The organism is Paenibacillus sp. J22R67 (genome assembly GCF_059692175.1).
The window spans coordinates 170,295-196,574 of record NZ_JCAUAX010000001.1 but is presented as its reverse complement, the minus strand read 5'-3'; the positions used below and the strand labels follow the sequence as shown (position 1 = coordinate 196,574).

Annotated in this window: 29 protein-coding genes; 26 read left to right on the top strand and 3 right to left on the bottom strand. The window is 45.9% G+C overall.

Going from position 1 to position 26,280, the window contains the following annotated elements; genetic code table 11:
- Positions 1 to 36 precede the first annotated feature (36 nt).
- A complete protein-coding gene (locus AC58VC_RS01020; protein ID WP_497367030.1) occupies positions 37 to 1,152 on the bottom strand; it encodes an aminopeptidase in 1,116 nt (371 codons plus the stop codon).
- A gap of 167 nt (positions 1,153 to 1,319) precedes the next feature.
- Here AC58VC_RS01020 and AC58VC_RS01015 point away from each other — a divergent pair, with 167 nt between their 5' ends.
- Positions 1,320 to 1,862, top strand: coding sequence for a hypothetical protein (locus AC58VC_RS01015; RefSeq protein WP_497367029.1), 543 nt, complete (start codon positions 1,320 to 1,322; stop codon positions 1,860 to 1,862).
- A complete protein-coding gene (locus AC58VC_RS01010) occupies positions 1,813 to 3,018 on the top strand; it encodes an MFS transporter (protein WP_497367028.1) in 1,206 nt (401 codons plus the stop codon). Before AC58VC_RS01015 ends, AC58VC_RS01010 begins: the two co-directional genes overlap by 50 nt.
- Before the next feature lie 44 nt (positions 3,019 to 3,062).
- Here AC58VC_RS01010 and udk read toward each other — a convergent pair whose 3' ends face one another.
- Both udk and AC58VC_RS01000 read right to left on the bottom strand, forming a co-directional pair.
- Positions 3,063 to 3,698 carry a uridine kinase gene (udk, locus tag AC58VC_RS01005; protein WP_127456463.1) on the bottom strand — a complete coding sequence of 212 codons (636 nt, stop codon included), beginning with the start codon at positions 3,696 to 3,698 and terminating at the stop codon, positions 3,063 to 3,065.
- A gap of 112 nt (positions 3,699 to 3,810) precedes the next feature.
- Positions 3,811 to 4,128, bottom strand: coding sequence for a hypothetical protein (locus tag AC58VC_RS01000; RefSeq protein ID WP_497367027.1), 318 nt, complete (start codon positions 4,126 to 4,128; stop codon positions 3,811 to 3,813).
- 308 nt (positions 4,129 to 4,436) lie between these two features.
- Here AC58VC_RS01000 and AC58VC_RS00995 point away from each other — a divergent pair, with 308 nt between their 5' ends.
- The 24 genes from AC58VC_RS00995 to AC58VC_RS00880 all read left to right on the top strand — a co-directional run bounded on the left by AC58VC_RS00995 (position 4,437) and on the right by AC58VC_RS00880 (position 26,228).
- On the top strand, positions 4,437 to 4,817 hold the full coding sequence (locus AC58VC_RS00995; RefSeq protein ID WP_497367026.1) for a hypothetical protein: 381 nt from the start codon (positions 4,437 to 4,439) through the stop codon (positions 4,815 to 4,817).
- Positions 4,818 to 4,830: 13 nt separating this feature from the next.
- Positions 4,831 to 6,366: an ATP-binding protein gene (locus tag AC58VC_RS00990; RefSeq protein ID WP_497367025.1), complete on the top strand. Its 1,536-nt coding sequence runs from the start codon at positions 4,831 to 4,833 to the stop codon at positions 6,364 to 6,366.
- Entirely contained in the window at positions 6,363 to 7,928 is a 1,566-nt protein-coding gene (locus tag AC58VC_RS00985) for a DUF3369 domain-containing protein (protein WP_497367024.1), read from the top strand. Before AC58VC_RS00990 ends, AC58VC_RS00985 begins: the two co-directional genes overlap by 4 nt.
- 76 nt (positions 7,929 to 8,004) lie before the next feature.
- Positions 8,005 to 8,145, top strand: coding sequence for a hypothetical protein (locus AC58VC_RS00980; RefSeq protein ID WP_186456120.1), 141 nt, complete (start codon positions 8,005 to 8,007; stop codon positions 8,143 to 8,145).
- A 332-nt stretch (positions 8,146 to 8,477) separates the two neighbouring features.
- A complete protein-coding gene (locus AC58VC_RS00975) occupies positions 8,478 to 9,425 on the top strand; it encodes a metal ABC transporter solute-binding protein, Zn/Mn family (protein ID WP_497367875.1) in 948 nt (315 codons plus the stop codon).
- A gap of 43 nt (positions 9,426 to 9,468) precedes the next feature.
- Positions 9,469 to 10,230, top strand: a complete 762-nt coding sequence (locus AC58VC_RS00970; RefSeq protein WP_497367023.1) for a metal ABC transporter ATP-binding protein — start codon at positions 9,469 to 9,471, stop codon at positions 10,228 to 10,230.
- Positions 10,231 to 10,240: 10 nt separating this feature from the next.
- Entirely contained in the window at positions 10,241 to 11,182 is a 942-nt protein-coding gene (locus tag AC58VC_RS00965; RefSeq protein WP_497367022.1) for a metal ABC transporter permease, read from the top strand.
- Positions 11,175 to 12,068: a metal ABC transporter permease gene (locus AC58VC_RS00960; protein ID WP_497367021.1), complete on the top strand. Its 894-nt coding sequence runs from the start codon at positions 11,175 to 11,177 to the stop codon at positions 12,066 to 12,068. Before AC58VC_RS00965 ends, AC58VC_RS00960 begins: the two co-directional genes overlap by 8 nt.
- A gap of 118 nt (positions 12,069 to 12,186) precedes the next feature.
- The gene (locus AC58VC_RS00955; protein WP_497367020.1) at positions 12,187 to 13,038 is read left to right on the top strand and encodes a patatin-like phospholipase family protein; all 852 of its coding nucleotides are present in this window, start codon (positions 12,187 to 12,189) and stop codon (positions 13,036 to 13,038) included.
- A gap of 243 nt (positions 13,039 to 13,281) precedes the next feature.
- Positions 13,282 to 14,832 carry an ABC transporter ATP-binding protein gene (locus AC58VC_RS00950; protein WP_497367019.1) on the top strand — a complete coding sequence of 517 codons (1,551 nt, stop codon included), beginning with the start codon at positions 13,282 to 13,284 and terminating at the stop codon, positions 14,830 to 14,832.
- Positions 14,829 to 15,878, top strand: coding sequence for an ABC transporter permease (locus AC58VC_RS00945; protein ID WP_497367018.1), 1,050 nt, complete (start codon positions 14,829 to 14,831; stop codon positions 15,876 to 15,878). Before AC58VC_RS00950 ends, AC58VC_RS00945 begins: the two co-directional genes overlap by 4 nt.
- Complete coding sequence (locus AC58VC_RS00940; RefSeq protein WP_497367017.1) at positions 15,875 to 16,510, top strand: ABC transporter permease; 636 nt, start codon at positions 15,875 to 15,877, stop codon at positions 16,508 to 16,510. The genes AC58VC_RS00945 and AC58VC_RS00940 overlap by 4 nt, the downstream gene beginning before the upstream one ends.
- 9 nt (positions 16,511 to 16,519) lie before the next feature.
- The gene (locus AC58VC_RS00935; protein WP_497367016.1) at positions 16,520 to 16,789 is read left to right on the top strand and encodes a hypothetical protein; all 270 of its coding nucleotides are present in this window, start codon (positions 16,520 to 16,522) and stop codon (positions 16,787 to 16,789) included.
- Positions 16,790 to 16,852: 63 nt separating this feature from the next.
- Positions 16,853 to 17,995, top strand: coding sequence for a BMP family ABC transporter substrate-binding protein (locus AC58VC_RS00930; RefSeq protein WP_497367015.1), 1,143 nt, complete (start codon positions 16,853 to 16,855; stop codon positions 17,993 to 17,995).
- Between the two features lie 30 nt (positions 17,996 to 18,025).
- The gene (gene biuH, locus AC58VC_RS00925) at positions 18,026 to 18,709 is read left to right on the top strand and encodes a biuret amidohydrolase (protein ID WP_497367014.1); all 684 of its coding nucleotides are present in this window, start codon (positions 18,026 to 18,028) and stop codon (positions 18,707 to 18,709) included.
- 52 nt (positions 18,710 to 18,761) lie between these two features.
- Positions 18,762 to 19,217, top strand: a complete 456-nt coding sequence (locus tag AC58VC_RS00920; protein ID WP_497367013.1) for a cupin domain-containing protein — start codon at positions 18,762 to 18,764, stop codon at positions 19,215 to 19,217.
- Entirely contained in the window at positions 19,210 to 19,899 is a 690-nt protein-coding gene (locus AC58VC_RS00915; RefSeq protein WP_497367012.1) for a cysteine hydrolase family protein, read from the top strand. The genes AC58VC_RS00920 and AC58VC_RS00915 overlap by 8 nt, the downstream gene beginning before the upstream one ends.
- 14 nt (positions 19,900 to 19,913) lie before the next feature.
- Positions 19,914 to 21,605 (top strand): PucR family transcriptional regulator, encoded by a 1,692-nt coding sequence (locus AC58VC_RS00910; protein WP_497367011.1) that lies wholly within the window; start codon positions 19,914 to 19,916, stop codon positions 21,603 to 21,605.
- 281 nt (positions 21,606 to 21,886) lie between these two features.
- Positions 21,887 to 22,912 carry an ABC transporter substrate-binding protein gene (locus AC58VC_RS00905; protein ID WP_497367010.1) on the top strand — a complete coding sequence of 342 codons (1,026 nt, stop codon included), beginning with the start codon at positions 21,887 to 21,889 and terminating at the stop codon, positions 22,910 to 22,912.
- 27 nt (positions 22,913 to 22,939) lie between these two features.
- Positions 22,940 to 23,230, top strand: coding sequence for a thiamine-binding protein (locus tag AC58VC_RS00900; RefSeq protein WP_127456450.1), 291 nt, complete (start codon positions 22,940 to 22,942; stop codon positions 23,228 to 23,230).
- Positions 23,230 to 23,997 (top strand): ABC transporter permease, encoded by a 768-nt coding sequence (locus tag AC58VC_RS00895; RefSeq protein WP_497367009.1) that lies wholly within the window; start codon positions 23,230 to 23,232, stop codon positions 23,995 to 23,997. The genes AC58VC_RS00900 and AC58VC_RS00895 overlap by 1 nt, the downstream gene beginning before the upstream one ends.
- Before the next feature lie 18 nt (positions 23,998 to 24,015).
- Positions 24,016 to 24,780: an ABC transporter ATP-binding protein gene (locus tag AC58VC_RS00890; RefSeq protein WP_497367008.1), complete on the top strand. Its 765-nt coding sequence runs from the start codon at positions 24,016 to 24,018 to the stop codon at positions 24,778 to 24,780.
- Complete coding sequence (locus tag AC58VC_RS00885) at positions 24,777 to 25,583, top strand: TatD family hydrolase (RefSeq protein WP_497367007.1); 807 nt, start codon at positions 24,777 to 24,779, stop codon at positions 25,581 to 25,583. The genes AC58VC_RS00890 and AC58VC_RS00885 overlap by 4 nt, the downstream gene beginning before the upstream one ends.
- Before the next feature lie 81 nt (positions 25,584 to 25,664).
- Positions 25,665 to 26,228 carry a DNA-3-methyladenine glycosylase I gene (locus AC58VC_RS00880; RefSeq protein WP_497367006.1) on the top strand — a complete coding sequence of 188 codons (564 nt, stop codon included), beginning with the start codon at positions 25,665 to 25,667 and terminating at the stop codon, positions 26,226 to 26,228.
- Positions 26,229 to 26,280: the final 52 nt, after the last annotated feature.

The window sequence follows — 26,280 nt, the reverse complement described above, 5'->3', positions numbered from 1 at the left end:
TCCGATCATTAACGGATGCCTCAACTGCTTATTTGATTACATTAAGTTTTCTGGATTGAGCTTCTCAAGCTCAGGCAGGACGAAACGTCCGTCTTTGCGAATAAGTACATCGTCAAAGTATATTTCTCCGCCGCCGTATTCAGGACGTTGGATTAGGACCATATCCCAGTGAACGGATGACCGGTTCGTGTTATCCGCAGTTTCATAGGCCTGACCTGGTGTGAAGTGGATGCTGCCGTCAATCTTCTCATCGAATAAAATGTCTTTCATTGGATGCTGAATGTAAGGATTCACGCCGATAGCGAATTCACCGATATAACGCGCACCGTCATCCGTATCCAGAATATCATTCAATTTCTTGGTGTCATTGCTGGTCGCTTCCACAATGCGGCCGTTTTCGAAACGAAGCACGATGTTCTCGAAGGAAGTGCCGGAGTAGATCGTTGGTGTATTATAACTGATTACACCATTAACAGAGTCTTTCACTGGCGCTGAGTATACTTCGCCATCTGGAATATTTCTCAGACCGGAGCAAGGGACTGCGCCAATATTTTTGATGGAGAAGGAGATGTCCGTTCCTTTGGCAACAAGACGAACTTTATCTGTTCGCTTCATTAGGTCTACCAGCGACTCCATAGCTGTCGCCATTTTGCTGTAATCGAGGTTGCAAACATTAAAGTAGAAGTTTTCGAATTCCTCGGTGCTTTTGCCAGCAAGCTGGGCCATAGAAGGATTCGGGTAGCGCATGACGCACCATTTGGTATTGTTAATGCGCTCGTCAAAGAGCGGACGTTGGAAATATTTCAGGTAAAGACGCATTTGCTCATCGGGTACATCAGACGATTCTGTAATGTTATCTCCGCTGCGAACAGCTACATAAGCATCCATCTGTTTCATGCGGGCAAGCTCGAAATTAGCCCATTCACTAAATTGCTCTTCGGTGCCATTCATCTGCAAGCTTCTCGTGATCATAGGATCACGCAGCTCAATAAATGGCTTGCCGCCTACGGCATATACTTCTTCGATGAAGCATTTGGCGAGCTCAGGATCTTTGACGCCAATCATCTCGATCAAAATGTTCTCTCCGGGTTGAAGACTAACCGAGTAGCGGATAATGTTGCGGGCAAATGTTTGAAGTCGCGGATCTCTCATTCTATAGGTCTCCCTTAATTGAAAATTAGTACTTAGAAAGTATATCGCAATGGGAGCCTTAAAGCCAATTGAGACCTCATTTCATGGAACTTTAAAGGGTATGCTACAATAGAGAATTGTGAAGAAGACTTGCTTGAGCACATCATAACAACAAGAGGAGGACACGCATGGGAAGAGAGCAGATCAAAGTGCCTTTTGGGTATGAACCGCCAGCACAAACGCACAAAGGCACGGTTTTTGTATTCGAAACATTCGAAGATTGGACGGAGTCCGACATGCATGCTTTTACGGCATGGGCAGAGGAAAAGAAATTCGTCAGAGCTATCTTTTACCCGCAGCATGAAGAAACGCTTCGTAGAATGGACATTTCGTGCAGCATGCCCTATTATGCCAGGGTGAAGCATCTGGAAAGCCTAGTGAAACAAGTGAACACCACGGTTCAAGTGGATTTGGACACACGGGAGGGAAAGCGTAAGAAATATACGCCTATCGATACCTCATTGCATTTTTTAACGGAGAAATCATCAGGTCCTTATTTTTTATGCCTAAGTGATCGGTACGCCAACCTGTTTGTAACTTATCCGTCTTTCAAGGAATGGATTAAAATTCTAAGACTTTATATTAATGAGCAGTTCCATGTCCCACTTCATGGCAAGCTGAATGAATATGCTCAAAGATGGGAAACCGTTCGTTTTGGAAATGGCTCTTAAAGAGGGGCTTGCTCCCCAAAAATTAACCATATTAATTATGGTGATCATCGTAGCTGGCATGAGTCAAGGCATGCTTCTGCCGCTGCTAACGATTTTGCTGGATCGATCAGGGGTATCTACGGATGCCAATGGTCTGAACGCTGCTGCGCTGTATATCGGGATCTTCTCGACGATGTTCTTCATCGAAAAGCCAGTCAGGCGGTTTGGCTATAAACCGGTCATTATGGTTGGGATGGGACTGGTCATCATGGCAAACTGCTTATTCCCTGCTTGGCAGCAAATCGGGTTCTGGTTTGTGCTTCGTTTGCTAGTGGGGATAGGGGATAGCGCTCTTCATTATGCAACGCAGCTATGGATTGTAACGTCTAGCCCTAAAGAGCATAGAGGACGGAATATCACACTGTATGGTATGGCATACGGCATTGGGTTTAGTTTAGGACCCGTAGGGATTACACTATTAAAAGTGGGCATATGGGGGCCGTTTCTGACCACAAGCAGCTTTTTTCTACTTATTCTGCTGCTTTTGACGAGGTTGAAAAATGAGCGTCCTGAAAGGGGCGGACGCGTGGAAGCTGTACATAAGCGTGCTTCTAAAGTTGCTGCCCTGGCATGGTTCCCGCTAATTACTTCGCTGCTATATGGGTATATGGAAGCCTCGATGAACAGCAACTTTCCACTCTACGGCTTACGTATTGGTCTGTCTGAGCCTAATATCGGAGTTTTACTACCTGTGATGGGGGTAGGCAGTCTCATTATGCAGCTGCCGCTGGGCATTTGGAGTGACCGCATCGGGCGGAAGAAGATTCTCATTTCATCCGGGCTAATCGGCGCTCTTGCCTTTTTTTGTATCCCATTTGCGGGAACTAAACTATGGTTGATTGGCTTGCTATTTGGCATTGCCGGAGGCATGGTGGGTTCGTTTTTTTCGCTTGGACTAGCCTACGCGGCAGATATTTTACCTAGACATTTGCTTCCTACGGCCAACGTATTGGCCTCTATCCAGTATAGTGTAGGGAGCATAGCAGGTCCTTTAATGGGAGGAACGGCTATCCGCTATTCGAATGTAGCTAGTATTTTTTATGTGCTGAGCTTCATTTATGTTCTTTTCGCACTCTCTGGACTTATGTTTCGCCGTGAAACTATGACATCGACATAAAGAAAGACACTCTTACCAAGAATGGCGAGAGTGTCTTTCTTTAATTAGCCTATTTCGTAATCGGCTGCCTGATCCGTCATATAACGTTCCGTCAGAATCGTCAGCATGGAGATGCCGATCTGGTTCTCTCCGCCTTCAGGAATAATGATGTCCGCATATTTCTTGGAAGGCTCGATGAAAGCATCATGCATCGGCTTCACTGTCGTCAAATACTGATCGAAGACCGATTGCAGCGTGCGCCCTCGTTCATTAATGTCCCGGGAAAGACGACGTAGAATACGTACATCCGGGTCGGTATCAACAAACACTTTGATATTGAGTGCGCTGCGAAGATCTTCATCGGTTAATACATGGATGCCCTCTAGCAATACAATGGGTTTAACTTCAACTCGGATCGTTTCTTGCGAACGAGCATGCTTTGAGAAATCATAGACGGGGATATTGACCGCGTTACCGTTCTTCAATTCATTAAGATGCTTAAGAAGCAGCTCGTTCTCAAACGCTCGCGGGTGATCGTAGTTAATGCGTTCCCGCTCTTCGAAAGTAAGACCACTATGATGAAGATAATAATTATCTTGTGAAATTAATGTCACGTTCGTGGATCCCAGCTTGTTGATGATCGATCTGGCTACTGTAGTTTTTCCTGAACCGGTACCTCCGGCAATTCCGATAACGAGCATGAAATGGTGCCTCCCCAAATAACTTGAAAACCTTCCCCAGTAGTTTAACATAATGTTTATATAAAGAGAAAAAGCGATCGAATTTCGATCGCTTTTTACATAGAACAGACGTTTATCGAATTTGCTTAGGGGTGTGAAATTTCACCTGATTGGCGTCGACGTCCTGAGAAGCTTGGATCAACTGCTCCATCGTTTGCTGGATTTGCTGCCCATACTGCTCATTATTGTAGGTTTGAAGCTGCGCATGCGCGTCTCTGACTTTATGCCTGGCTTGCGTGAGAGCGGCTTGAGCGGATTGAATATCTTGAGGGTGAGCCTGCATAACGGCTCTTTGCAGTTTATACTCAGCATCTGAAGCCAGTCTTATGGCTTGATCTGCTGCGTCAATGGCGTGTTGGACCTGCATCGAAAACTCACGGGTGTCGGACATAGGGGAGAGCCTCCTAAGGATCGAGTTATTTTAAAATGAACAGTGACTTTACTACATTGCTCCAAAGCTGGGGAAATCATTCTTGATTCGGGAAATGAAATTATTTCCTGGGTAAGCGCAAAATGTGAGCGTTCTCATTATGATTCGACATAAGAAGTCTGAAAATTAAGAATACAATGAATAGTGCGCTGATAAAGGGTTTTGTTTCCAAAATATAAGTGGACAAACCTTGCGAATATTCATAAGCTAAAGAGGATAGCTTTTTTTGACATGATTAGACAATTAGCGATTAAATAGGGGATGAAAAGATGAGAACTTGTAAAAGTATATGCTTGGCAGCTGCAATGGCCATCTTGATTTCCGGATGTGGGTCACCGAAATCGAGTGTGGCGCCAGCTAGTGCGTATACGCCAACTTTAGAGGTCAGCGCGGTAGTGAATGGAGATGCCGTAACGCTGCAGATGACGACGGATCTGAAGATTTCCAAAGAGCATTATGATCATCAACGTGTTGAGGGGGAAGGCCATGTGCATATTTCCCTGGATAAAGGCGAGAAAATTGTCGTGACGGACAAGCAGAAAGTGCTGGACCATTTAAGCAAGGGACCACATGAAGTCAAAGTGTCTTTACATAACAACGATCATACACCTTACGACGTTAGCAAAACAGTAACGTTTGATGTGAAATAGGAGCCTCTTTCATATGCCAATACTGCGAAAGAAGCTGAGTTTACAGAAACGTATTGTCTTTCTGATTACATTTGTGACCGTCATTATGATTTCTACGATGATGGTGTTCGACACGATGAGTTTAAATCAATCCATCAAAGAAGCTTATGTGAGCCAAATTAGCGGCATGACCATCGCCATCAATGGGCGTTACGAAGAATCACGTTCGGTTTCGGATGTGCAGCAAATTTTTGACTATATTCAATATAAAAATAATCGCGTACTTGAAATGAAATTATATAGCAAGGACGGAGCTATTCTGGCTGCATCTGATCGTGAGGAAGTCGGTAAGCGGCTTGATTCCTCAAACATTATTATTCCAAAGCAGGATAAAACGATCGTTGACCGGTTACCGATGGCGCAAAGCGATAAACCGGTTGTCCGTTTAATTGCACCGCTGCAGGAAGATGGGGTAGTTGTTGGGGCTGTTGAAGTCATTTTCGACTCCTCCGAGGAGACATTGCTGCTTAAGAAGCGCACGAAACTCATTTTAGCTGTTGGGATTAGTATTGCTATCATCTTATCTATCTTGCTCTGGCTCATCTTACGTACGATCGTGATTCGACCGTTAAGCAAGCTTCGCGAAGCCGCTGTGATTGTTAAGCAAGGAGGGGAGCTTCCTAGGCTGCAATTTCAGACTTCCCCCGAAATAACAGAGGTATCCGAGGCCTTTAATGATATGGTTAAAAATCTGGATGAACGCTATCAGGAGCTCCAGCAAGCGCTGAACACGCTGCAAATTACGCAGGATCAACTGGTTCAATCAGAGAAAATGGGAGCCTTGGGGAACCTTGTTGCCGGTGTCTCTCACGAAATCAATACGCCGATTGGCATTGGTATAACCGCGATCACCTATTTAGATCAAAAGAGTAAGGATTTCCGAAGCTTGTACGAAACAGGTAAAATGAAAAAATCTGATTTAGAGCAGTTTCTTTCTATTATCGGTGAGACGAATACTATGGTTCAGACGAATTTAGAACGAGCCTCTTCGTTAGTTCGCAGCTTTAAGCAAATTTCCGTGGATCAGAGCGTGGTAGTGAAACGTACGTTTCTTTTGAGGGAGTATCTAGAAGGAATCGTTGCCAGCTTAAAGCCGTCTTTGAAGAAAACAAGACTTCGTGTAGACATTTATTGTGATGATCGCCTTAATCTCTATACATATCCGGGAGCTTTGTCCCAAATAGTTACGAATTTAGTGATGAACTCATTGAATCATGCCTATGTGCCAGAGGATGAAGGCAGCTTAAGCATTCGTGTAACAGAGCACCAAGATCATATTCTGCTCGCTTATTCCGATGATGGGAAGGGAATGACGCAGGAGGTGCTGGATCATATCTTTGATCCTTTCTTTACGACTAGCCGCGGCAAAGGCGGTACGGGTTTAGGAATGAATATCGTTTATAATCTTGTCACGCAATCCCTGTATGGCGGCATCCAGTGCTTCAGTACGCTAGGACAAGGTAGTTTGTTTATGATCACGATTCCGATAGAGGAGGAGCCAGAGTTATGACGAGACAGGATGGGTTAATGGACCTGGATGAGCTTCTTTTTGCCGATGAGGAAGAGAACGTTCCCACAATTGACGCAGTGATGGAACAGGATCCATGGATTGTCTTAATTGTCGATGACGAGAAACAGATTCATCAAGTGACGAAGATGGTTTTGCAGGATTTTGAGTTTGATGGCAGAAAGTTGGAGTTTCACGGTGCTTTTTCCGCTGCAGAAGCCAAACAGGTCCTACAACAGCAGCCTAATGCAGCATTAGTCTTGCTAGATGTTGTTATGGAGCAGGAAGATGCTGGACTTCAAATTGTAAGATACATACGCGAGGAATTAAAAAATACAGCGATACGAATTATTTTGCGTACAGGACAGCCCGGTCAAGCACCTGAGCGCACAGTTATCATGGATTATGACATTAATGATTATAAAGAGAAGACTGAACTAACGACTCAAAAGCTGTTCACGACCGTCGTTACGGCACTGCGCTCGTACCGCGATTTGAAGACAATTGAGAAAAGCAGAACAGGCCTGGAGGAAATCATTAAATCTTCAGCAACGCTGTTTGAGCTGCAGTCGATGAAGAAGTTTGCCTCAGGCGTTTTAACGCAAATGACCTCGATTGTCAATTTGCATAAGAACGCCATTCATTGCAGTTTCGCGGTAACAAAGGGCGTTGAAGATATTTATATATTGGCTGCAAGCGGCGATTATGCGTCCAATCAGGACGAAAGAGCACGTGATGTTGTTCCCGAGCAGGTTCTCGGTGAGATTGAGCAAGCTTTTTTAACGAAAAAAAGCTCCTTTGCCTCAGACCGTTTCGTGATTTATTTTCAAAGCAAGATGGGCATGGAAAATGTCATCTATATGAACGGCTTCAAAGCGCTCAGCGAATGGGAACGATATTTGATTGATATTTACTGTACCAATGTGTCTGTTGCATTTGAGAATATATATTTGAATGAAGAATTGGAAAGTACGCAGCAAGAGATCATTTATACAATGGGTGAAATCACGGAAACAAGATCCCGGGAAACAGGACACCATGTGAAGAGAGTAGCGGAGTATTCGCGCTTGCTGGCGATAAAATATGGACTTTCAGAGCAAGAAGCAGAGGTTATACGCCTAGCTTCTCCAATGCATGATGTGGGGAAAGTCGGGATTCCGGACGCGATTCTGAATAAGCCAGGCCCATTGACGCAAGATGAATTCGAAATTATGAAAACCCACTCGAATTTGGGGTATGAAATGCTGAAGCATTCGAACAAGCAAGTGTTGAATGCCGCGGCTATCATTGCGCAGCAACACCATGAGCGTTTCGATGGTTCTGGATATCCGCATGGACTTCGCGGTGAGGATATTCATCTCTATGGGCGGATAACGGCGCTTGCCGATGTGTTTGACGCACTGTGCAGTGATCGTGTCTACAAAAAAGCATGGGAGCTAGAAAGGGTGCTGGATCTATTGAAATCAGAACGCGGTCATCACTTTGACCCTGTGGTCGTGGATCTTTTTCTGGAGCATTTGGACGAATTCCTGGTGATCAAAGAGTTCTATCGAGAACAACGTTAACGGTATTAAGGATTGATAAAGCATAATAAGCCAGCAGCCTTCTCATACTAGGTGGGAGATGATGGAGGTGAAGGCAATGACCAAAGTGAATCGTCCTGATAAGAAGAAAAACCAGCAGAATGACGCTTCCTTGATGGAAGAAGCTCAGACATTAACGAAGCAAAATGCTGCTGAATTTCCGCCTAGCTTAAATAACATTAGCAAAAACAATTCATAGGTAAAAGCGGTAAGGCTGTCTTTTTAATCTGAAAAGACTATCCTCAGGTAGATAATCTACTTTGAGGATAGTCTTTTGTTTGTGTACAACTACCCAAAAGTCCTGAATGTCCTAAACCTTTCCCTTATGTGCATGTACGGCTTGATAAAAATGAACTCTTGATTTGTGGATAAGGATAAAAATAATGTATTAAGGAAAATATTTTTCCCTATTGCAACTTTTTCTAATCTGGGTAATAATGTTCTTGAGATAATGTTTCCCTAGGTAAACAAATGTGGGCTTGTACAAATTAGAAAAGTAACAATTCGGGGAGGATTTAACGTATGAAGGTAATGACGGCAAGAGGGATTTGGAAGAAATTTTCAGCAGTGGCTTTACTAGGAATCATGATGACGATAGCAGCATGTGGGAAAACAGAGGAACTACCAGCATCTTCAACGGGGAAGGAAATTAAAGTAACGACGACGATTGGGATGATAGCCGATATCGCTCAGAATGTGGGCTCCACCCATGTCAAGGTAACCGGACTTATGAACGCGGGAGTTGACCCGCATTTATATAAAGCTTCACAGGGTGATATTAAGAAGCTGGATGATGCGCAAATCATTTTCTATAATGGTCTGCACTTGGAAGGCAAAATGGTTGAGATTCTGGAAAAGATGGGGAAAGAAAAACCAACTGTTGCTGTTTCGGACAAAATTGATCGTAAGTCATTGCGCTCCGGTACGGAGATGGCAACGGAATATGATCCGCATATCTGGTTTAATGTGAAGTATTGGATGAGTGCGACGGAGCAAGTACGTGACTCTTTAAGCGAATTGGATCCTGCTCACAAAGAAGACTACAGCAAAAATGCAGCAGCTTACTTAGCGAAGCTCGAAGAATTAGATCGTTATGCGCGTGAACAAATTGCTTTAATTCCAGAGTCGACTCGTGTTCTTGTTACAGCGCATGATGCGTTCGGTTATTTCGGAGATGCCTATCACATCCAAGTGAGAGGTTTGCAAGGCATCAGTACCGCTTCCGAATATGGCTCTAAAGACGTGAGTCAACTTCGTGATTTCCTAGTTGAGAAAAAGATCAAAGCTGTATTCGTGGAGTCCAGTGTTCCGAAAAAATCTATTGAAGCTGTCATTCAAGGAGCGAAGGAAAAAGGTCATGATATCCAAATTGGTGGAGAGCTATTCTCAGATGCCATGGGAGCTGCGGGAACCGTAGAAGGAACTTATGTAGGGATGGTTCGTCACAATGTGGATACGATTGTGAAGGCTTTGAAATAGCAGCGGTTCGTTTTATAACAGAAATCATTAAGGGGGAATTGATATGAAATATTCGGAAGCACCGCTAACCATTCAGAATATGACGGTAGCTTATCATAAGAAACCTGTTTTAGAGCAGGTATCTCTAACGATACCAGAAGGCAAGTTGATCGGGATTATAGGTCCGAACGGGGCAGGAAAATCCACTTTAATCAAAGCCGCACTCGGTTTAATCCCGAGCTTATCCGGAGAAGTGAAGATTTATGGCAAGCCCTATAAAGAGCAGCGCAAGCTGGTTGGTTATGTACCGCAGAGGGAATCCGTCGATTGGGATTTTCCAACGAATGCGCTCGATGTTGTTACCATGGGGCGTTACGGCCACTTGGGTTGGTTTCGTAGACCAGGAAATAAAGAAAAACAAATTGCTATGTCATGTTTAGAGAAAGTAGGGATGGCTGATTTCGCCGAACGCCAAATCAGTCAGCTGTCTGGAGGTCAGCAGCAGCGTATCTTCTTAGCAAGAGCGCTTGCGCAGGATGCCAGCTTATATTTTATGGATGAACCCTTCGTCGGTGTTGATGCCGCTACGGAGAAAGCAATTATCACTTTGCTAGGTGAGCTTAAGAAGCAAGGGAAGACAGTGCTAGTGGTCCATCATGATCTATCCACGGTCCAAGAATACTTTGACTGGGTGATTCTGCTCAATGTAGGAATTATTGATATTGGTCCGACGAGCGAAGTATTTACAAAGGATAAATTGCAGCAAACGTACGGCGGTAAACTGGCGATCTGGGATCGGGAAGATGCCAACACGCGAATAGGATGAGGTGATCAACATGTTAGACTCCTTGCTTCACTTATGGCTGGATCCTAATGCAAGGTGGATATTATTAGGATGCTCATTGCTCGGTTTAAGTAGTGGTGTATTAGGAAGTTTTGCCTACTTGCGTAAACAATCGTTGATGGGTGATGCCTTGTCACATGCAGCGCTTCCCGGTGTGTGCGTAGCCTTTATGATTACTGGTTCCAAGTCGATCCTATTCTTTCTCATTGGCGCAGCCGCCGCGGGTTTGCTTGCCACACTTAGCATTGGTTGGATTACGAGACATTCCAAAATCAAACAAGATTCAGCTTTAGGCATTGTACTATCTGTTTTTTTCGGAGTTGGCATCGTGTTGTTAACACAAATCCAGCACAGCTCCAGCGGTAATCAAAGTGGTTTAGATAAATTCCTGTTTGGGCAAGCGGCGTCCATGGTGCATTCCGATGTCATTACAATGGCTATCATTTCATTTTTATTAATTAGTGTATGCACATTGTTTTTCAAAGAGTTTAAACTGCTTAGCTTTGATCCTGGGTATGCCAGAGGGCTTGGTTTTCCGGTGTCGATCTTAGATCATTTCATGATGTTTTTGATCGTAGTTGCCGTCGTGGTCGGCATTCAAGCCGTTGGTGTCGTGCTGATGGCAGCCTTGTTAATTACACCGGCTGTAGCTGCGAGATATTGGACGGAAAAGCTCGGTCTGATGGTCATCTTATCTGGTATTTTCGGGGCGTTCAGCGGCTTCGTAGGTACGTATTTAAGCACAATGGGCAGCAATTTGCCAACAGGTCCGCTTAGTGTGTTAGCAGCAACGGGGTTATTCGGGCTCTCTCTCTTGTTTGCACCCAAACGCGGACTGCTTATCAAAATGATCCGTCAAACTTCAATGAAGCAGCAGGTATTGAAGGATACGGAACCTTATGTCAAAGCAAAAGGGGTGAGCCAAGTTGAATGATTTTTGGATTATCCTAACGGCGGCGCTTGTTGCCGCATCCTGTTCATTAGTTGGCTGTTTTCTCGTACTCCGGAAAATGGCCATGATCGGCGATGCGATCAGTCATTCTGTGCTTCCTGGTATCGTGATTGCTTTCCTGATAAGCGGGTCCAGAGGTTCGATCTTTATGCTGATCGGGGCAGCGGTTATCGGTCTGATAACGGTATTATTAATTCAGTTGTTCCAACAGAGCGGCTTGCAGTCAGATGCTTCTATTGGTGTGGTTTTCACCGCTATGTTCTCTATCGGAGTTGTGCTTGTTTCATTGTATACAAGACAAATCGATCTTGATTTGGATTGCGTCCTATATGGTGAAATTGCTTATGTGCCATGGAACACGATTGAGATTGGAGGCATCAGCATTGGGCCTAAAGCGGTTTGGGCGGTAGGTTTTGCCCTTTTGCTTAGTACACTTGTTATCGGTCTCTTCTATAAACAGTTCAAATTATGCTCGTTTGATCCGGCTCTTGCAGCCGCAGTTGGGATTCCAGTCATATTGTTCCACTATCTCTTAATGGGCTTAGTCTCGATAACGACGGTAGCTTCCTTTGAGAGTGTCGGAGCAATTCTTGTTGTAGGCATGTTAATTGTGCCTGCAGCCACAGCCTATCTGTTGACTGAGAAGTTAAGTCTTATGATCGGGCTTAGCATCGCGGTTGGAGTTATCAGTTCGGTGGCGGGGTATTACGTTGCCTACTTACTAGATGCTTCGATTGCCGGTTGTATGATAACCGTGGCAGGTGCTATGTTTGCCCTAGCTTTCCTTTTATCCCCAACCAATGGAGTTATCATTCGGAAAATCCGTCAAAAACGTGGATTATCTGGGGTAATTCCCGAATCCGCATAAAAAAATGGCTTGAACCTGCTTCTTTGTCTCTTTTACGGAGACGGAGGAGCATTTCTTTTGATTTACATTTCCTGTATGCTAAAAGGGGGCTAAAGACAGACAGAAAGAAGGTGTCACCATGGAAGGAATTGGACTCGTACTGGAAGGCGGGGGTATGCGAGGCGTATACACCGCGGGAGTCTTAGAATACTTTATGGAGCAAGATTGGTATTTACCGTATGTGGTTGGTGTATCAGCGGGGGCCTGCAACGCGGTTTCATATATTTCCAAACAACCTGGTCGCAATAAGAAAGTAACCATTGACTATATTGGAGATCACCGATATTTGAGTTATCGCAATTTATTGCGCCATAAGAGCATATTTGGTATGGATTTCATATTTAATGAACTGCCTAATAAATTAGTGCCTTTTGATTACGAGGCTTTCTATCGTTCACCTCAGCAATTCGCTATAGGAACTACCGATGCGCATACAGGAGAACCAGTCTATTATACGAAGCATCAGCTCGACCAGCAAACAATGCCGATCGTTCAAGCGTCTAGTTCGCTGCCTTTTGTAGCACAGCCTATTCAGTATGATGGCCGTACATTATTTGATGGCGGCTTGGTTGATCCTATCCCTGTGAAGAAATCGGTCGCAGATGGGAACAGAAAACATATCATCGTGTTAACCAAAGAAATGGGCTATCGCAAGACCCCTTTTAAACAACGCTGGTTAGCTAAAAGCTTCTACCCTAAGTATGATGGCCTCGTAGATGTGTTAGTTAATCGCAGTGAAATTTATAATGGCACGCTAGAGCTTGTAAGGCAGATGGAAGCCGATGGCAGCGCGATCGTGATTCGTCCTTCGTCCAAAGTACTTGTAAGCCGGATGGAGAAAAATCCAAAGAAACTAGAAGTTTTACATGAACTTGGTTATCAGGATGCGAAGCGGCTGGGTTCGCAGTTGAAAGACTGGCTTGTTAATTAAAAAAGTGATCTTGATATGCAAACAAAATCGTCCAAGTGAAACCACTTTCCAACCATGGAAAGTGGTTTTTGTGTTATTAAAGATAACATAAAAAGAATCTAACTAGTGTTTTTAACCAATGGAATCCAACTATTATTAGTTTTTCCTACTAACGACATCCCATAATCCGTGTAATATAATTAGAAACATCAGAGAAATAGAGAAAATATGTTATGAAAAATAACACGGATGAAGAGGTGTCGTATGGAGACCAACCAGGATTCAATTCCTCAAGTGCCTTTACTGGAAGCTACTCAATTGGTCAAACGCTTCGGGGAGTTACTCGCATGTAATAGGGTTGATCTCCAGGTAATAGCCGGAGAAGTGCATGCCATACTTGGCGAGAATGGAGCGGGCAAGAGCACGCTGATGAAAATGATTTCAGGCGTGTACAGCGTCGACGAGGGAACGATAAAGTGGCTCGGTGAGGAGGTCAAACTTCATCCACCTGTGAAAGCCAAAGATCAGGGCATTGGCATGGTTTACCAGGATTTCCGTCTCGTACCCGCACTAAGTGTACTCGAGAACATTGCTTTAGCTATCACGGAAAAGGGCATCTTCATGAATCATATGAAAATACGTCAACAAATCCTTGAGGTCTCGGCACGCTACGGGATTTCCATTAATCCTGACGCCTGGGTGTGGCAACTGGATCTTGGAGAGAGGCAGCGTGTTGAAATTCTTAAGGTGCTGCTGATGAAGGGGACACGGCTAATTATTTTTGATGAACCTACCAGTGTACTGACGCCAGTTGAGGTTGATGCGTTTTTACAAATGCTGGATCGTCTGCGAAAGGATCAATACGCGGTATTAATAATTACCCATAAAATTAATGAGGTTATGGCTGTTGCTGACCGTGTGACTGTGCTTCGCCATGGGGCTGTGATTTATACAGCAACCAAAGCGGCAAATTTTACAGGTGATCAGCTTGTGGCCAGTATGATGGGGACGAAACAGCTTGTGAAGCTGGAAGAACGAACGTCTTTCTCAGCCCAATCTCATTTGCCTGTGCATGCCTTGCAAGGACGCGAAATGACGATTCAAGATGATCATGGCCAGATGATCGTGGATAGGATGGATATATCGATTGAGAAAGGAAAGATTGTGGGTATTGCTGGCATCTCAGGTAATGGTCAAAAGGAGCTGATTGAGGCGCTTTTTGGTCTGAGAGCACTCTCATCAGGTTCCCTAATTATTAATGGTATTAATCTAACGCATGCCCCAGTCAAGGCTTATATTGATGCAGGTATGGCTTTAGTTTCAGAAGACCCTTTGACAGATTCGGTCATTGCTGGTTTTACCATTTTGGAGCATATGGTGCTTGCAGGACTTCCGATGAAAACCAAGGGCTTGGGCATGGATTGGTCGCATATCCGCGCTCAGCTTCAAGCGAGAAAAGAAGTGCAGGTGCTGGGACTTGCGGATCCTAGTAGACGGGTAGACCGCCTGTCAGGAGGGAATGTGCAGCGGATGATCTTATCGAGAGCACTTCTGAAGGAACCGAGTATCCTTCTTGTTAGCTATCCAAGCCGAGGGCTCGATATCGGAACGACGCGTTCGATTCAGAATATGCTCATAGATCTAGCTGATAAAGGCGCCGCCATACTCTTGATCTCAGAGGATCTAGGTGAATTGTTCGCACTATCGGATGAGCTGCTAGTATTAGCGAATGCCAAGCTGCATGGGCCGTTCATACCTTCGGAAACCGATGCCTATACGATAGGCCAAATCATGTTGAAGGGGGAAACGGCATGAGCGTGATTTTGCCACTAAACCAACGACCTGTCAAACCGAGAGGGGGAGTCATACTCACTCCTGCACTGGTTGTCATTGCACCGCTTCTCGCCTTTGCGCTATTTCTACTCGCTTCTGGGGTTAATCCCATATCACTGTATGGTACGATGCTTCGTTCAACCTTTGGGGATTTGTATGGATTTGGAGAAGTGGTCATTAAAGCCACGCCCTTCATTCTAACGGCTCTCGCGGCAGCACTGCCAGCGAAGGCAGGGATGATTAATGTAGGTGGTGAGGGGCAGCTGGCGATTGGTGCACTCGCCGTTACATCCGTTGGCGTATACCTGCTCCCATCCATTCCTGGCTGGCTCGGCGTACCCATTCTCGTCATTGTCGGCGCCTTCGGCGGCGCATTGTGGGCGGCGATTGCAGCTGTTGGGAAAGTGAAAGGTAAAATGAATGAAACCATTACAACATTGCTTTTAAATTATGTGGCATACTTCACGATTGGCTTCTTCGTACATAGTCTCCTCAAGGATCCTGCCTCATTTAATTGGCCTTTCTCCAAAGAACTCGCTGAACAACTTCGTTTACTCACGTTCTCTAATTCCAGTCGTGTACATATTGGCATCTGTCTTGCATTGATCCTAGCAGCAATCGTATGGTTCCTCATTAGCCATACTCGCTTAGGTTTCCGAATTCGAGTGGTTGGCGGTAATGTGCTTGCAGCTAAGCGTGCAGGTTTACAAGATACCCATATCCAGTTCTGGATCCTGATTGCAGCAGGCGCTTTGGCTGGGATCGCAGGCATGATTGAAATCTCAGGGATTGAAGGACGGCTTCGCCCGACAACCGGGATGAACTATGGCTATTTAGGCTTCTTGGCCTCATGGATGGCATGGAATCACCCTTTACGGTTGGTCGCAACTTCTTTTATCATCGGAATGATCAGTGTTGCTGGAAACTCACTTGAGATGAATAGTGGATTACCTGCGTCCTCTGTTCAAATTCTTATGGCCTTTGTTCTCTTCGCTATTCTTGCTGTAGGTAGGAGGAAGCAAGCATGAACGTCATTGATATTGGAACAGGTGCCATCCGAGCAGGTACATCTGTCCTCTATGCAAGTCTAGGGGAATTAATTGCCGAGAGGGCGGGTGTTGTCAACCTAGGGACGGAAGGCTCGATGTTAGGTGGTGCGCTAGGTGCATTTGCAGTGACCGTGTGGAGCGGGAATCCGTGGTTGGGAGCACTTGCAGGTGGGCTGTTTGGTGCCGCATTGGCTCTGATTCATGCCCTCTTGGTCATTTCTCGCAAAGCCAATGCATTAGCCAGCGGTTTAACCGTGATGTTCTTCGCCATAGGCTTAACCTCCTTTCTTGGCCGAGGTTTCGTGAATAAACAGATCAGTGGCTTTGAACCTATTTCCATTCCTTACTTATCCCAAATCCCGTTCATAGGACCGCTGCTATTCCAGCATGACGGGCTAACATATATCTCGATTCTCCTCGTTCCTACCCTTTGGTTCCTCCTCTTCAAAACAAGGATCGGCGTCATTGCACGGGCGACTGGTGAACGTGAGGAAGTCGTCTACACCTATGGATTCTCGCCGAAATTAATTCGGTATTGTGCAGTGATGGCAGGAGGCTTTCTTGCGGGAATAGGGGGTGCGCAGCTTTCTACTGCCTACACGCATACCTGAGTTGAAAATATGACGCAAGGTAAAGGTGTTGTAGCCGTTGCTCTTGTGATTTTCGCAGCCTGGAGGCCAGCCAAAGCTATGCTCGGAGCTTATTTATTTGGCGGATCGCAAGCCTTCCAGCTTGTTATCCAGCAACAAGGGTACGATATTTCTCCCTTTTTATTATTCATGACACCCTACGTGATCACATTGCTGGCGTTATACTTGGTAGCTCGCAAGCAGCGGAGTCAGATGCCGGAAGGTTTGTCCAAGGTTTTCACAGGAGCGGGAGGTGGTTGAGCAGCAGGTTGGGTCTGGAACAAGTCTAATATATAAAAAATAGGATAGTGGAGGTCTTTAACCATGCGACTCATTGGAAAAAAGTGGGGACTCATTGCTAGTTCAATTGTTTTAACATGGACCCTTGCGGCATGCAGTACGAATTCTACACCTGTTTCTACGGCTTCATTGAGTGGCGGGGCAGCTGGTACAGGCGGGAAAGCTGTAGGTTTTATCTTCGTTGGCGCGAAAGATGATTATGGCTATAATCAAGCGGCCTATATTGGCAGTCAAGCTGTAGAGAAAGCTTTTCCGGATTTAAAAGTGCTGCGTAGTGAAAATGTGCCCGAAACCGCAGAAGCCGAGCGGGTCATGGAAGAGATGATACGGAATGGAGCTAAAATTATTTTTCCAACCTCGTATGGTCATTTAGATCCTGCCTTGAATGTAGCGAAGCGTCATCCAGATGTGCTCTTCTATCATCAAGGTGGTTTGAAAACTGCAGCTAACTTAGGGACTTACTTTGGCACGATTTGGGAACCTGTCTATTTAGCGGGGATTGCTGCTGGTAAAATGTCGAAATCAGGCAAGTTGGGTTATATCGTTTCTGTGCTGATTCCTCAGGTATTGCTGAACGTCAATGCTTTTGAGTTAGGCGCCAAATCCGTTAACCCAAGTGCAACGACGACAGTTGTATTTACAGGCAGCTGGTGCGACCCTGCTCAGCAAGCGAATGCAGCGAACAGCATGATTGATCAAGGTATTGATGTGTTGTCGCAGCATCAGGATTGCACAAAAACTGTTATTGAAACTGCGGAAAGACGCGGTGCGCTATCTGTCGGTTATCATGCAGAAGCCTCCGTGCTAGCACCAAAAGGCTGGATTACGGGTTCGATTTGGAACTGGTCAGATTTGTATGTGGATATGGTGAAAACAGGTGTGGCAGGTACGTTTAAAGGCAGTAAATATGATGGGAAATATCGTGGTCAGCTCAAAGATCATGTCGTTCAGTTGACCTCATTCGGCAGTCAAGTCCCTGATGAGGTGAAGAAGCTTGTGGATAAAGGGAAAGTAGATTTGATCGCAGGTACATTAAATCCGTTCAATGGCCCCGTCAAAGATCAGAAGGGGACAGTCAAAATTGATGCGGGAGCGAAACTTGAACTCGATAAACTGGAAGCGACTGATTATTTCGTTGAAGGTGTTATCGGCAGTATTCCTAAATGAACATGAACCTAAGAGCAAGGAGTAGATTGCATGAACATTGAAGCAATACCGTATGCGTGGCCCTATGATAATGAACTGAATCCAGCGAAGATGGCACTTCTCATCATCGATATGCAGATTGACTTCTGCGGGAAAGGCGGGTACGTCGATCGTATGGGTTACGATCTTTCTTTGACAGCAAAGACCATTGAACCGATCAAACGGCTGCTAGCTGAAGTGCGTGCCATTCCTGAATTCACGGTCATTCATACGAGAGAAGGCCACCGGCCTGATCTCTCGGATTTACTGGCGAATAAGCGCTGGCGAAGTCAACAGATCGGTGCTGAGATCGGCTCTCCAGGACCCTCCGGCAGGATCCTTGTCCGTGGCGAGCCTGGATGGCAAATCATTGAAGAGCTTGCCCCACTAGAGGGGGAAATGATCATTGATAAACCGGGTAAAGGGAGTTTCTATGCCACGGATTTGGATTTGGTTCTACGAAACCATGGGATTACACACCTTCTTCTAACAGGGATCACCACCGATGTATGTGTACATACCACAATGCGAGATGCCAATGATAGGGGGTATGAATGTTTACTGATCTCGGATTGCACAGGTGCAACGGATGAAGGCAATCATCAAGCTGCTTTGAAAATGATTACGATGCAAGGCGGCGTGTTTGGCGCTGTTGCGCACTCGGAGCAGGTGATTGAGGCATTGAAGAGGCTTTGAGTGAAATAAATAATAAATAATAAATAATGCTAATCAAGAATGGAGGATGTCAATGCTAGCAAAGCAAACGACCGTTTTACAAGGAGAACCATTGCCATGGACACCGATTATCGCTCATCCTGAGCTCTACCATCGGGAAATCATGGATGCCGCCATGGCGGATGCCTTAGGGGTTAGAGTCAGCTCCATCTTGTGGGAGCGGATCGGCGTTGGCGGTCAGGTGCTGCCACATTACCATGATGTTGTGGAAGTGATTCATATCACAGTTGGCAAAGTGAAGCTGCTATGCAACGGGAAGTGGGTCAGCTATCAGGCTGGCGATACGTTCCATGTTCCCGCACAGACGATCCATTCTGTAGCAAATGATGATTCGCAGCCAACAGAACAAATCAGCATCTTCTTACCCGCAGATACGAATGTGCCGAGCAACAGCTTTTTTCAAACCTATCTTGTGGATGCCGCTGTTTATGGACATCCAACCGCTTCTGGAGCGAAACTAAATGTCTGAGCTTTTGGAGCTTCCAGCAAAGCCATTCCCCTTCCAATGCGACAAGCGCACTACTGCGCTTGTCGTTATTGACATGCAGAATGACTTTTGCTCACCGGGCGGGTTCGGTGAGCTGCTGGGCAATCATATTTCCCAGACGCGGGCCATTATTCCGAAGCTGCAGCAGGTGCTGGCAGCTTGTCGCGAACATGGCGTGCTGATCATTCACACCCGAGAGGGGCATCTGCCCGATCTCTCGGATTGTCCGCCGACGAAGCTGCGGCGCAGCCAGCTTCAAGGCGCAGGCATCGGCGACATGGGGCCGATGGGGCGCATTCTCGTGCGCGGCGAGCGTGGGCACGAGATTGTAGCTGAGCTCGCTCCTGCCGAGGGCGAGCTCATCATTGACAAGTCCGGTAAAGGGGCCTTTTACCGGACTCCGCTCGATGCGATGCTGCAGGCACGGGGCATCGCTTCATTGGTGTTGACGGGCGTGACCACGCACGTCTGTGTGCATACAACGCTTCGCGAAGCGAACGATCGCGGGTATGAGTGTCTCGTCCTGGAGGACGGGACGGCGGCTTTTGACCCCGCGGACCAGGAGGCTGCGATCCGCATGGTCTACCAGCAGGGAGGCATACTCGGCTGGGTCGGTTGGGCGGATGATTGGATGGCGGCGCTGCGCAACGCTAACGACATGTAAGGAGGCTAGTGCTGATGAGTGAGCAGCAAGCGGGACATGGTTTGATTTGCCGAGATTTGCTTGGAATGCCGCATCTGGCGGGCTCCAAGGTTCTTGCTGGTCATCTAGGTTTGGACACAGCGGTCATTCGCGTGAATGTGATGGAGGTTCCGGATGTAATTGACTGGGTCATGCCAGGCGAATTTCTCATCTCGACGGGCTATCCGTTTCGCGATGACCCAAGCGCTTTTGCAGAGTTGATACCCCAACTTGTGGAGAAAGGGGTCGCAGCCTTAGGTATCAAGACGAAACGATTCCTAGATGAAATTCCTCCTCGGGTCCTAGATGTAGCAGAACAATATCAGTTTCCTATTATTGAACTGCCGCCAGGAACGGTATTCTCGGAGGTTGTGCGTGAAGTCATGGAACGCGTTCTCGTGCATGAAGCCGCTCAATTGGCTTTGCTGCAGCAGCGATTTCAGAGATTTTCAGAGCTGCTATTGGAAGGAAAGGGATTAGAGGATTTACTAGGACATGTGGAAGATGAACTTGCGAATCCAATTTTGCTGCTTAGTTCCGCAGGTAAATTACATGTATCTAAGTCAACGGCTCAACTTGTACTGGAGATGGGTTTGAAGAAGCGATCAACGTTAGAACATTTGCAGAAAAATAGTCGATTAGGCATCCATCATCTCTCCATTGGAGATCGGGAAATAAAGATGACAGTAACTAAAATCAAAGAGCAGTATGGCGCGGAATCTTTTCTTTTATTGTTGGAGTGGCATCAGGATTTAACACCAACTGATACCCTTACTTTGGAGCGGCTCGGGGTATTGATTCATTTGGAAATGATGAACATCAACGCCAGACGAGAAGTGGAAGCAAAATATATTGATCAGTTTTTGCAAGATTGGCTCGTTGGACGAATCGGAACTCGAAGGGATTTGGATTTGCGTGCTGAAGCATGCGGTTGCCCTATTGATCATAATGGTCATTTCCGCGTGGTCCTCGTTCGATGGCTGTCAACTGTCCCAAGTGCGCTGCAGCTTAAACGAATTGTACAACAATTACGACAGCAGGAATCGCTGCGCAGCCGAGATTTATTATATTCAATTGTTGATGATCGATTAGTCGTATTGTTCAACTCAGAGGTGAGTCTGCAGGAGAAGGAGCTGAAACAGCGTTTAAGAGCTGCTCTGCAGGAAATTCACAGCACACAATCACCATTCGCCTTTTCTTTTTGTTTAGGGAAAATCGTGAATTCCGCCGAGGAAGTGAATGAAAGCTACTTGCAAGCATCCAATGTGTATACGATTAGTTATATTTGCGGCATGGGGCAAGAATGGATCACGTATGATGACTTAGGAATTTATAAAATCTTGTATTTACTACCGCAAGGTCGTGAGCTAACCAAATTTCGAGAGGAGTGGGTTGCCCCTCTAGAGGCTTACGATTGGAAACATCAAAGCTCGTTAATACATACGCTGCTCATTTATTTTGATCAACACGAGAACGTGCGTAAAACCGCACAGAAGCTGTACACACATCACAATACGGTTATTTATCGGTTGGAACGTGTGAAAGAGCTGCTCGGCGTGGATCTTCAAGAAGCGGATGATCGGTTGCAGCTGCAGATTGCTTTGAAGCTCTATACAATGGAAATGGGCTTTCATGAGAACGGTAAAGAAGTGGCAAGTGAGCATACCTTATTAGCTGGAATGGATTAGCATACATTCGGTATAGGATTGCAATTTGTCGAAACATGCGGTATGGTAATATCAAACCAATAAGAACCCACGGGAGCTTGAGTAGTCAGGCTGAGATTGTGACCGAAATGTCACTAACCGTTAATCTGATCTGGGTAATGCCAGCGTAGAGAATTCACACAAAATGCATGTCCATTTTATTAATTTTGTATGGGTTTATTATTTTTCTACCAATGGCGCTCCCGGATAACGGGAGCTTTTTCTTGTGGTTACATAGATAATAGGGAGAGGGAAACAAGAAAATGAACTGGAAAAAAATTGCACCACTCATGCTCGTGAGCTTGACTGTTCTGGCAGCAGGTTGCGGGAAACAAGAGGCTAAACCAGCCAATTCTGCAAGCCCGGCTAGCACTTCCAAGCCGCTTACTGATGTGAAGGTTGTCCTGGACTGGACGCCGAACACTAACCATACGGGTCTGTATGTGGCGAAAGACCAAGGATTTTTTGAACAAGAAGGACTGAATGTACAAATCATTGCGCCTGGCGAAGCCGGAGCGGATGCCATGATTGCTTCGGGGGCGGCTGAGTTCGGCGTCTCTTACCAAGAAAGCATTACGCAAGGACGCATCCAAGGCGTACCGCTCGTTTCCATTGCTGCTGTCATTCAGCACAATACATCAGGTTTTGCTTCACCGGTAGCGAAGAATATTAAGACGCCTAAGGATTTCGAAGGCAAAACATACGGTGGCTGGGGAGCACCGGCTGAAAGTGCAATGATCGACTCTCTGATGCAATCCGAAAAAGCCGATCCTAGCAAAGTGAAAATTGTGAATATCGGTGATGCCGATTACTTCACAGCTGTCAAAAGAGATATCGACTTCGCATGGATCTATTATGCTTGGACAGGTGTGGATGCCGAGCTTCGTGGGGAGCCGATGAATATGATTTATTTGAACAAATATTCGGATAAACTGGACTACTACACACCAGTATTGGCTACGAACGAAAAACTGATCAAAGAGAAGCCAGATCTAGTTAAAGCGTTCACGGCAGCAGCAGCCAAGGGTTATCAATTCGCAATCAGCAAGCCTGAGGATGCCGCCAATATTTTGATTAAAGCTGTTCCTGATTTGGATGCCAAACTCGTGATGGCAAGTCAAAAATGGCTTAGCCCTCGTTATCAGGATGATGCGCCGCGTTGGGGCGAACAAAAACGTCAAGTATGGGAAAATTATGCGAACTGGATGTTGGAGCATAAGCTTTTAGAGAAAAATCTCGAAGTCGACGCAGCATTTACGAACAATTTCTTGCCTGCTAGCACGAAATAACTTTACTATTCGGAAGGGGCATTTCCTATGGCTAATGCACTTGTAAGTATTCAAATTATTCCTAAAACAAAAAACGGTGAAGATGTTATCCCTTATGTGGATCGCGCGATTGAAGTGATCGCCAAGTCAGGCGTGAAATATTTCGTTTCCCCGCTCGAGACGACGATGGAAGGGGAGCTCGATCAGCTTATGCTCATCATTCAAGATATGAATGCAGCGATGATTGAGATGGGCAGCCCTAACGTTATCTCGCAAGTGAAAATATATTTTAACCCGTCTGGCGCTTCGATGGACAAGCTGACGGAGAAATACAGATAATGAAACTGAAGAACGGATTGAAAGCAGGGTGGCCACCGATTGTTGTGGTCATCCTTCTCTTGCTTATTTGGCAGCTTGCAGTGACGTGGGGAGGAACGGCAAGCTGGCTGCTTCCTAGTCCGCTGAAGATCTGGCAGGACGGCACTACGGACATGCCACGAGTATGGATGCATACATTTGCTACAGTACGTTTAATGTTAATAGGGTTTATTGTTGGTGTAACGGGAGGAGTTATCGTAGCAAGCTGCTTACATCGCGTGCCTTTTCTGAAGGCTGGATTCTATCCACTCCTCATTCTGTCACAAAATGTCCCGGTTATCGCGCTGGGACCGCTGCTGATTATTTTATTTGGTTTCGGCATTTTACCGAAAGTTATCTTAATTGCACTTGTTTGTTTCTTCCCTGTCACCATGTCGACACTGGACGGATTTATGCAGACAGACCGAAACATGTACAACTACATGCAAATGATTGGTGCTAGCAGACGTCAGATATTTTATAAATTAGAGCTGCCGCATGCACTCCCTTTTCTCTTCACCGGGCTCAAAATTTCCGCTACATATAGCGTAATGGGAGCTGTCATCGCAGAATGGCTGGGCGGTGGTGTAGGACTTGGGTATTATATGATTTTGCAAAAATCGGGCTTTCGCGCAGATCGCGAATTTGTCGCTATTATCATCATTGTTGTGCTTAGTTTGTTATTCTTTTGGCTTATTGCCGGGCTTGAAAAGCTCGTTGTTCGGTGGAACGCGAAACGGTCGTCTTAAGGAAGGGGAGAAAAGAGTTTGAGCAAATTAGAGCTAAAAGGGATACATCACACGTTCGCTGGCAAAAAACAGCGAGTCCCTGTGCTTACCGATGTCACGCTGCATGTCAAAGAGGGTGAGTTCGTGTCCATTATCGGGCCATCCGGAAGTGGGAAAAGCACACTGTTTCACATTATTGGCGGGCTCATCGCTCCTTCCGGAGGCGAGGTTTGGCTAGATGGATTGAACGTGACTGGAACCAAAGGGCTCATCAGCTACATGCCGCAGCAGTCGGCGTTATTCCCTTGGCGCTCTATTGAAGCGAACGTAGCGCTCTCGCAGGAGGTTGCAGGAGTATCACGTGCTGCCGCATTGGACAAAGCAAGGGAATGGCTGCCTAAGGTTGGTCTAGGGGGCTATGAGCACGAGCTGCCGCATGTATTGTCAGGAGGCATGCAGCAGCGCGTCTCATTCTTGAGGGCGCTGCTCAGCCCCCAAGAGGTCATGTGCCTTGATGAGCCTTTCGGCTCATTGGACGCATTAACAAGGCAAGCCATGCAGTCTTGGCTGCTGAATATATGGGAACAAAACAAACGGTCCATTCTGTTTGTGACTCACAGCATTGAAGAGGCGATATTCCTATCGGACCGCATCTATGTTCTCTCGAACAAACCTGCACATGTGATCGAGGAGTTTGTTGTACCTTTTGAGCGGCCACGTCATGAAAAAGTGATGATGGACCCGAAATTTCACGAGCTGCGCCAGCATATTCAGAGCTTACTGCGTCAGGAGATCCTATCATGAAAAATCATACAGCTATTGATGCACATATTCATCTTGATATGTATGAAGAAACGAAAGCTCAGAAGATCGTATCTGAGCTAGATCAGTTTCAAGTCGAGGCGCTCATTGCTGTTTCCAGAAATTTGACATCCTGTGAGGCGACTGAAAAGCTGAGCTTACAAGTGCCCAAGCAGGTTTATGCGGCTTATGGCTATCATCCCGAGCAAGACATTCCCCATGAAGCCGAGCTCCAGGAGCTGTTAGAATGGATAAGCGAGCGCGCGAATGCCATGGTCGCGGTTGGTGAGATTGGCTTGCCTTACTATCGGAGGCTCGAAGCGGAAGAGAGAGGGGAATGTCTTGACTATACCCCTTATGTTCAACTACTAGAGCGCTTCTTGAAACTCGCTGCGAAGTTAGCAAAGCCTGTCGTCCTGCATGCGGTATATGAAGATGCTGACATTGTATGCGATCTTCTACAGAAGCATGGTATACAGAAGGCGCACTTTCACTGGTTTAAAGGGTCGCCTGAGACCGTACAGCGTATGATTCGAGCTGGATATTATATTTCGATCACGCCGGATGTTCTCTATGAAGAAGAAATCCGCGAGCTCGTTCGAAACTATCCGCTTGAGCTGCTTATGGTCGAAACAGACGGACCATGGCCGTTCGAGGGAATCTTCGAGGGTCAGGAAACGCATCCGGGTATGATCCACAAAGTCCTTGAGCAAATTTCACTTCTTCATGAAGTAGAGACAGACATCGTGGCGGAAACGATCCTGCACAATACGAAACAATTTTACAACCTCCTTACCAGTGGTTAATCGAAGCTGGACATCTGTTCGCATTGGTTTTATAATAAAACAGAACAAATGTTCGATTTCTAGATGAGGTGAGTATATAAAATGACGGTCAGATGCTCTTGGGTCAATGAGGATCCGTTATATGTTAATTACCATGATCATGAATGGGGAGTTCCCGTCCATGATGATCGCAAATTATTCGAGATGCTGAATCTAGAAGGGGCGCAAGCTGGATTAAGCTGGTATACCATACTGAAGAAGCGCGAAGGTTACCGCGATGCATTTGACGGATTTGATCCGGAAATCATCATTCAATATGATGACAAGAAACTGGCTGAGCTTCTGTTGCATCCTGGGATCGTACGCAATCGATTGAAGATCGCATCTGTGGTCCAGAATGCAAAAGCTTTCCTGAAAGTGCAGCAAGAATTTGGGTCTTTCAATCAATATATTTGGGGGTTTGTTGGCGGTCAACCGATCAAGAATCACTGGACGGATATGAGCCATGTGCCAGCTACATCAGAGATTTCAGATGCTATGAGCAAGGATTTGAAGAAACGTGGTTTCAAGTTCGTAGGTTCGACGATTTGTTATGCGTATATGCAAGCTGTCGGCATGGTGAACGATCATAACCAAAAGTGTTTCCGGTATCACGGTGTGAACTAAAAAGGAGAAGGCCATCGGTTGAGGACGAATGTCCCAAGCAGATGGCCTTTTG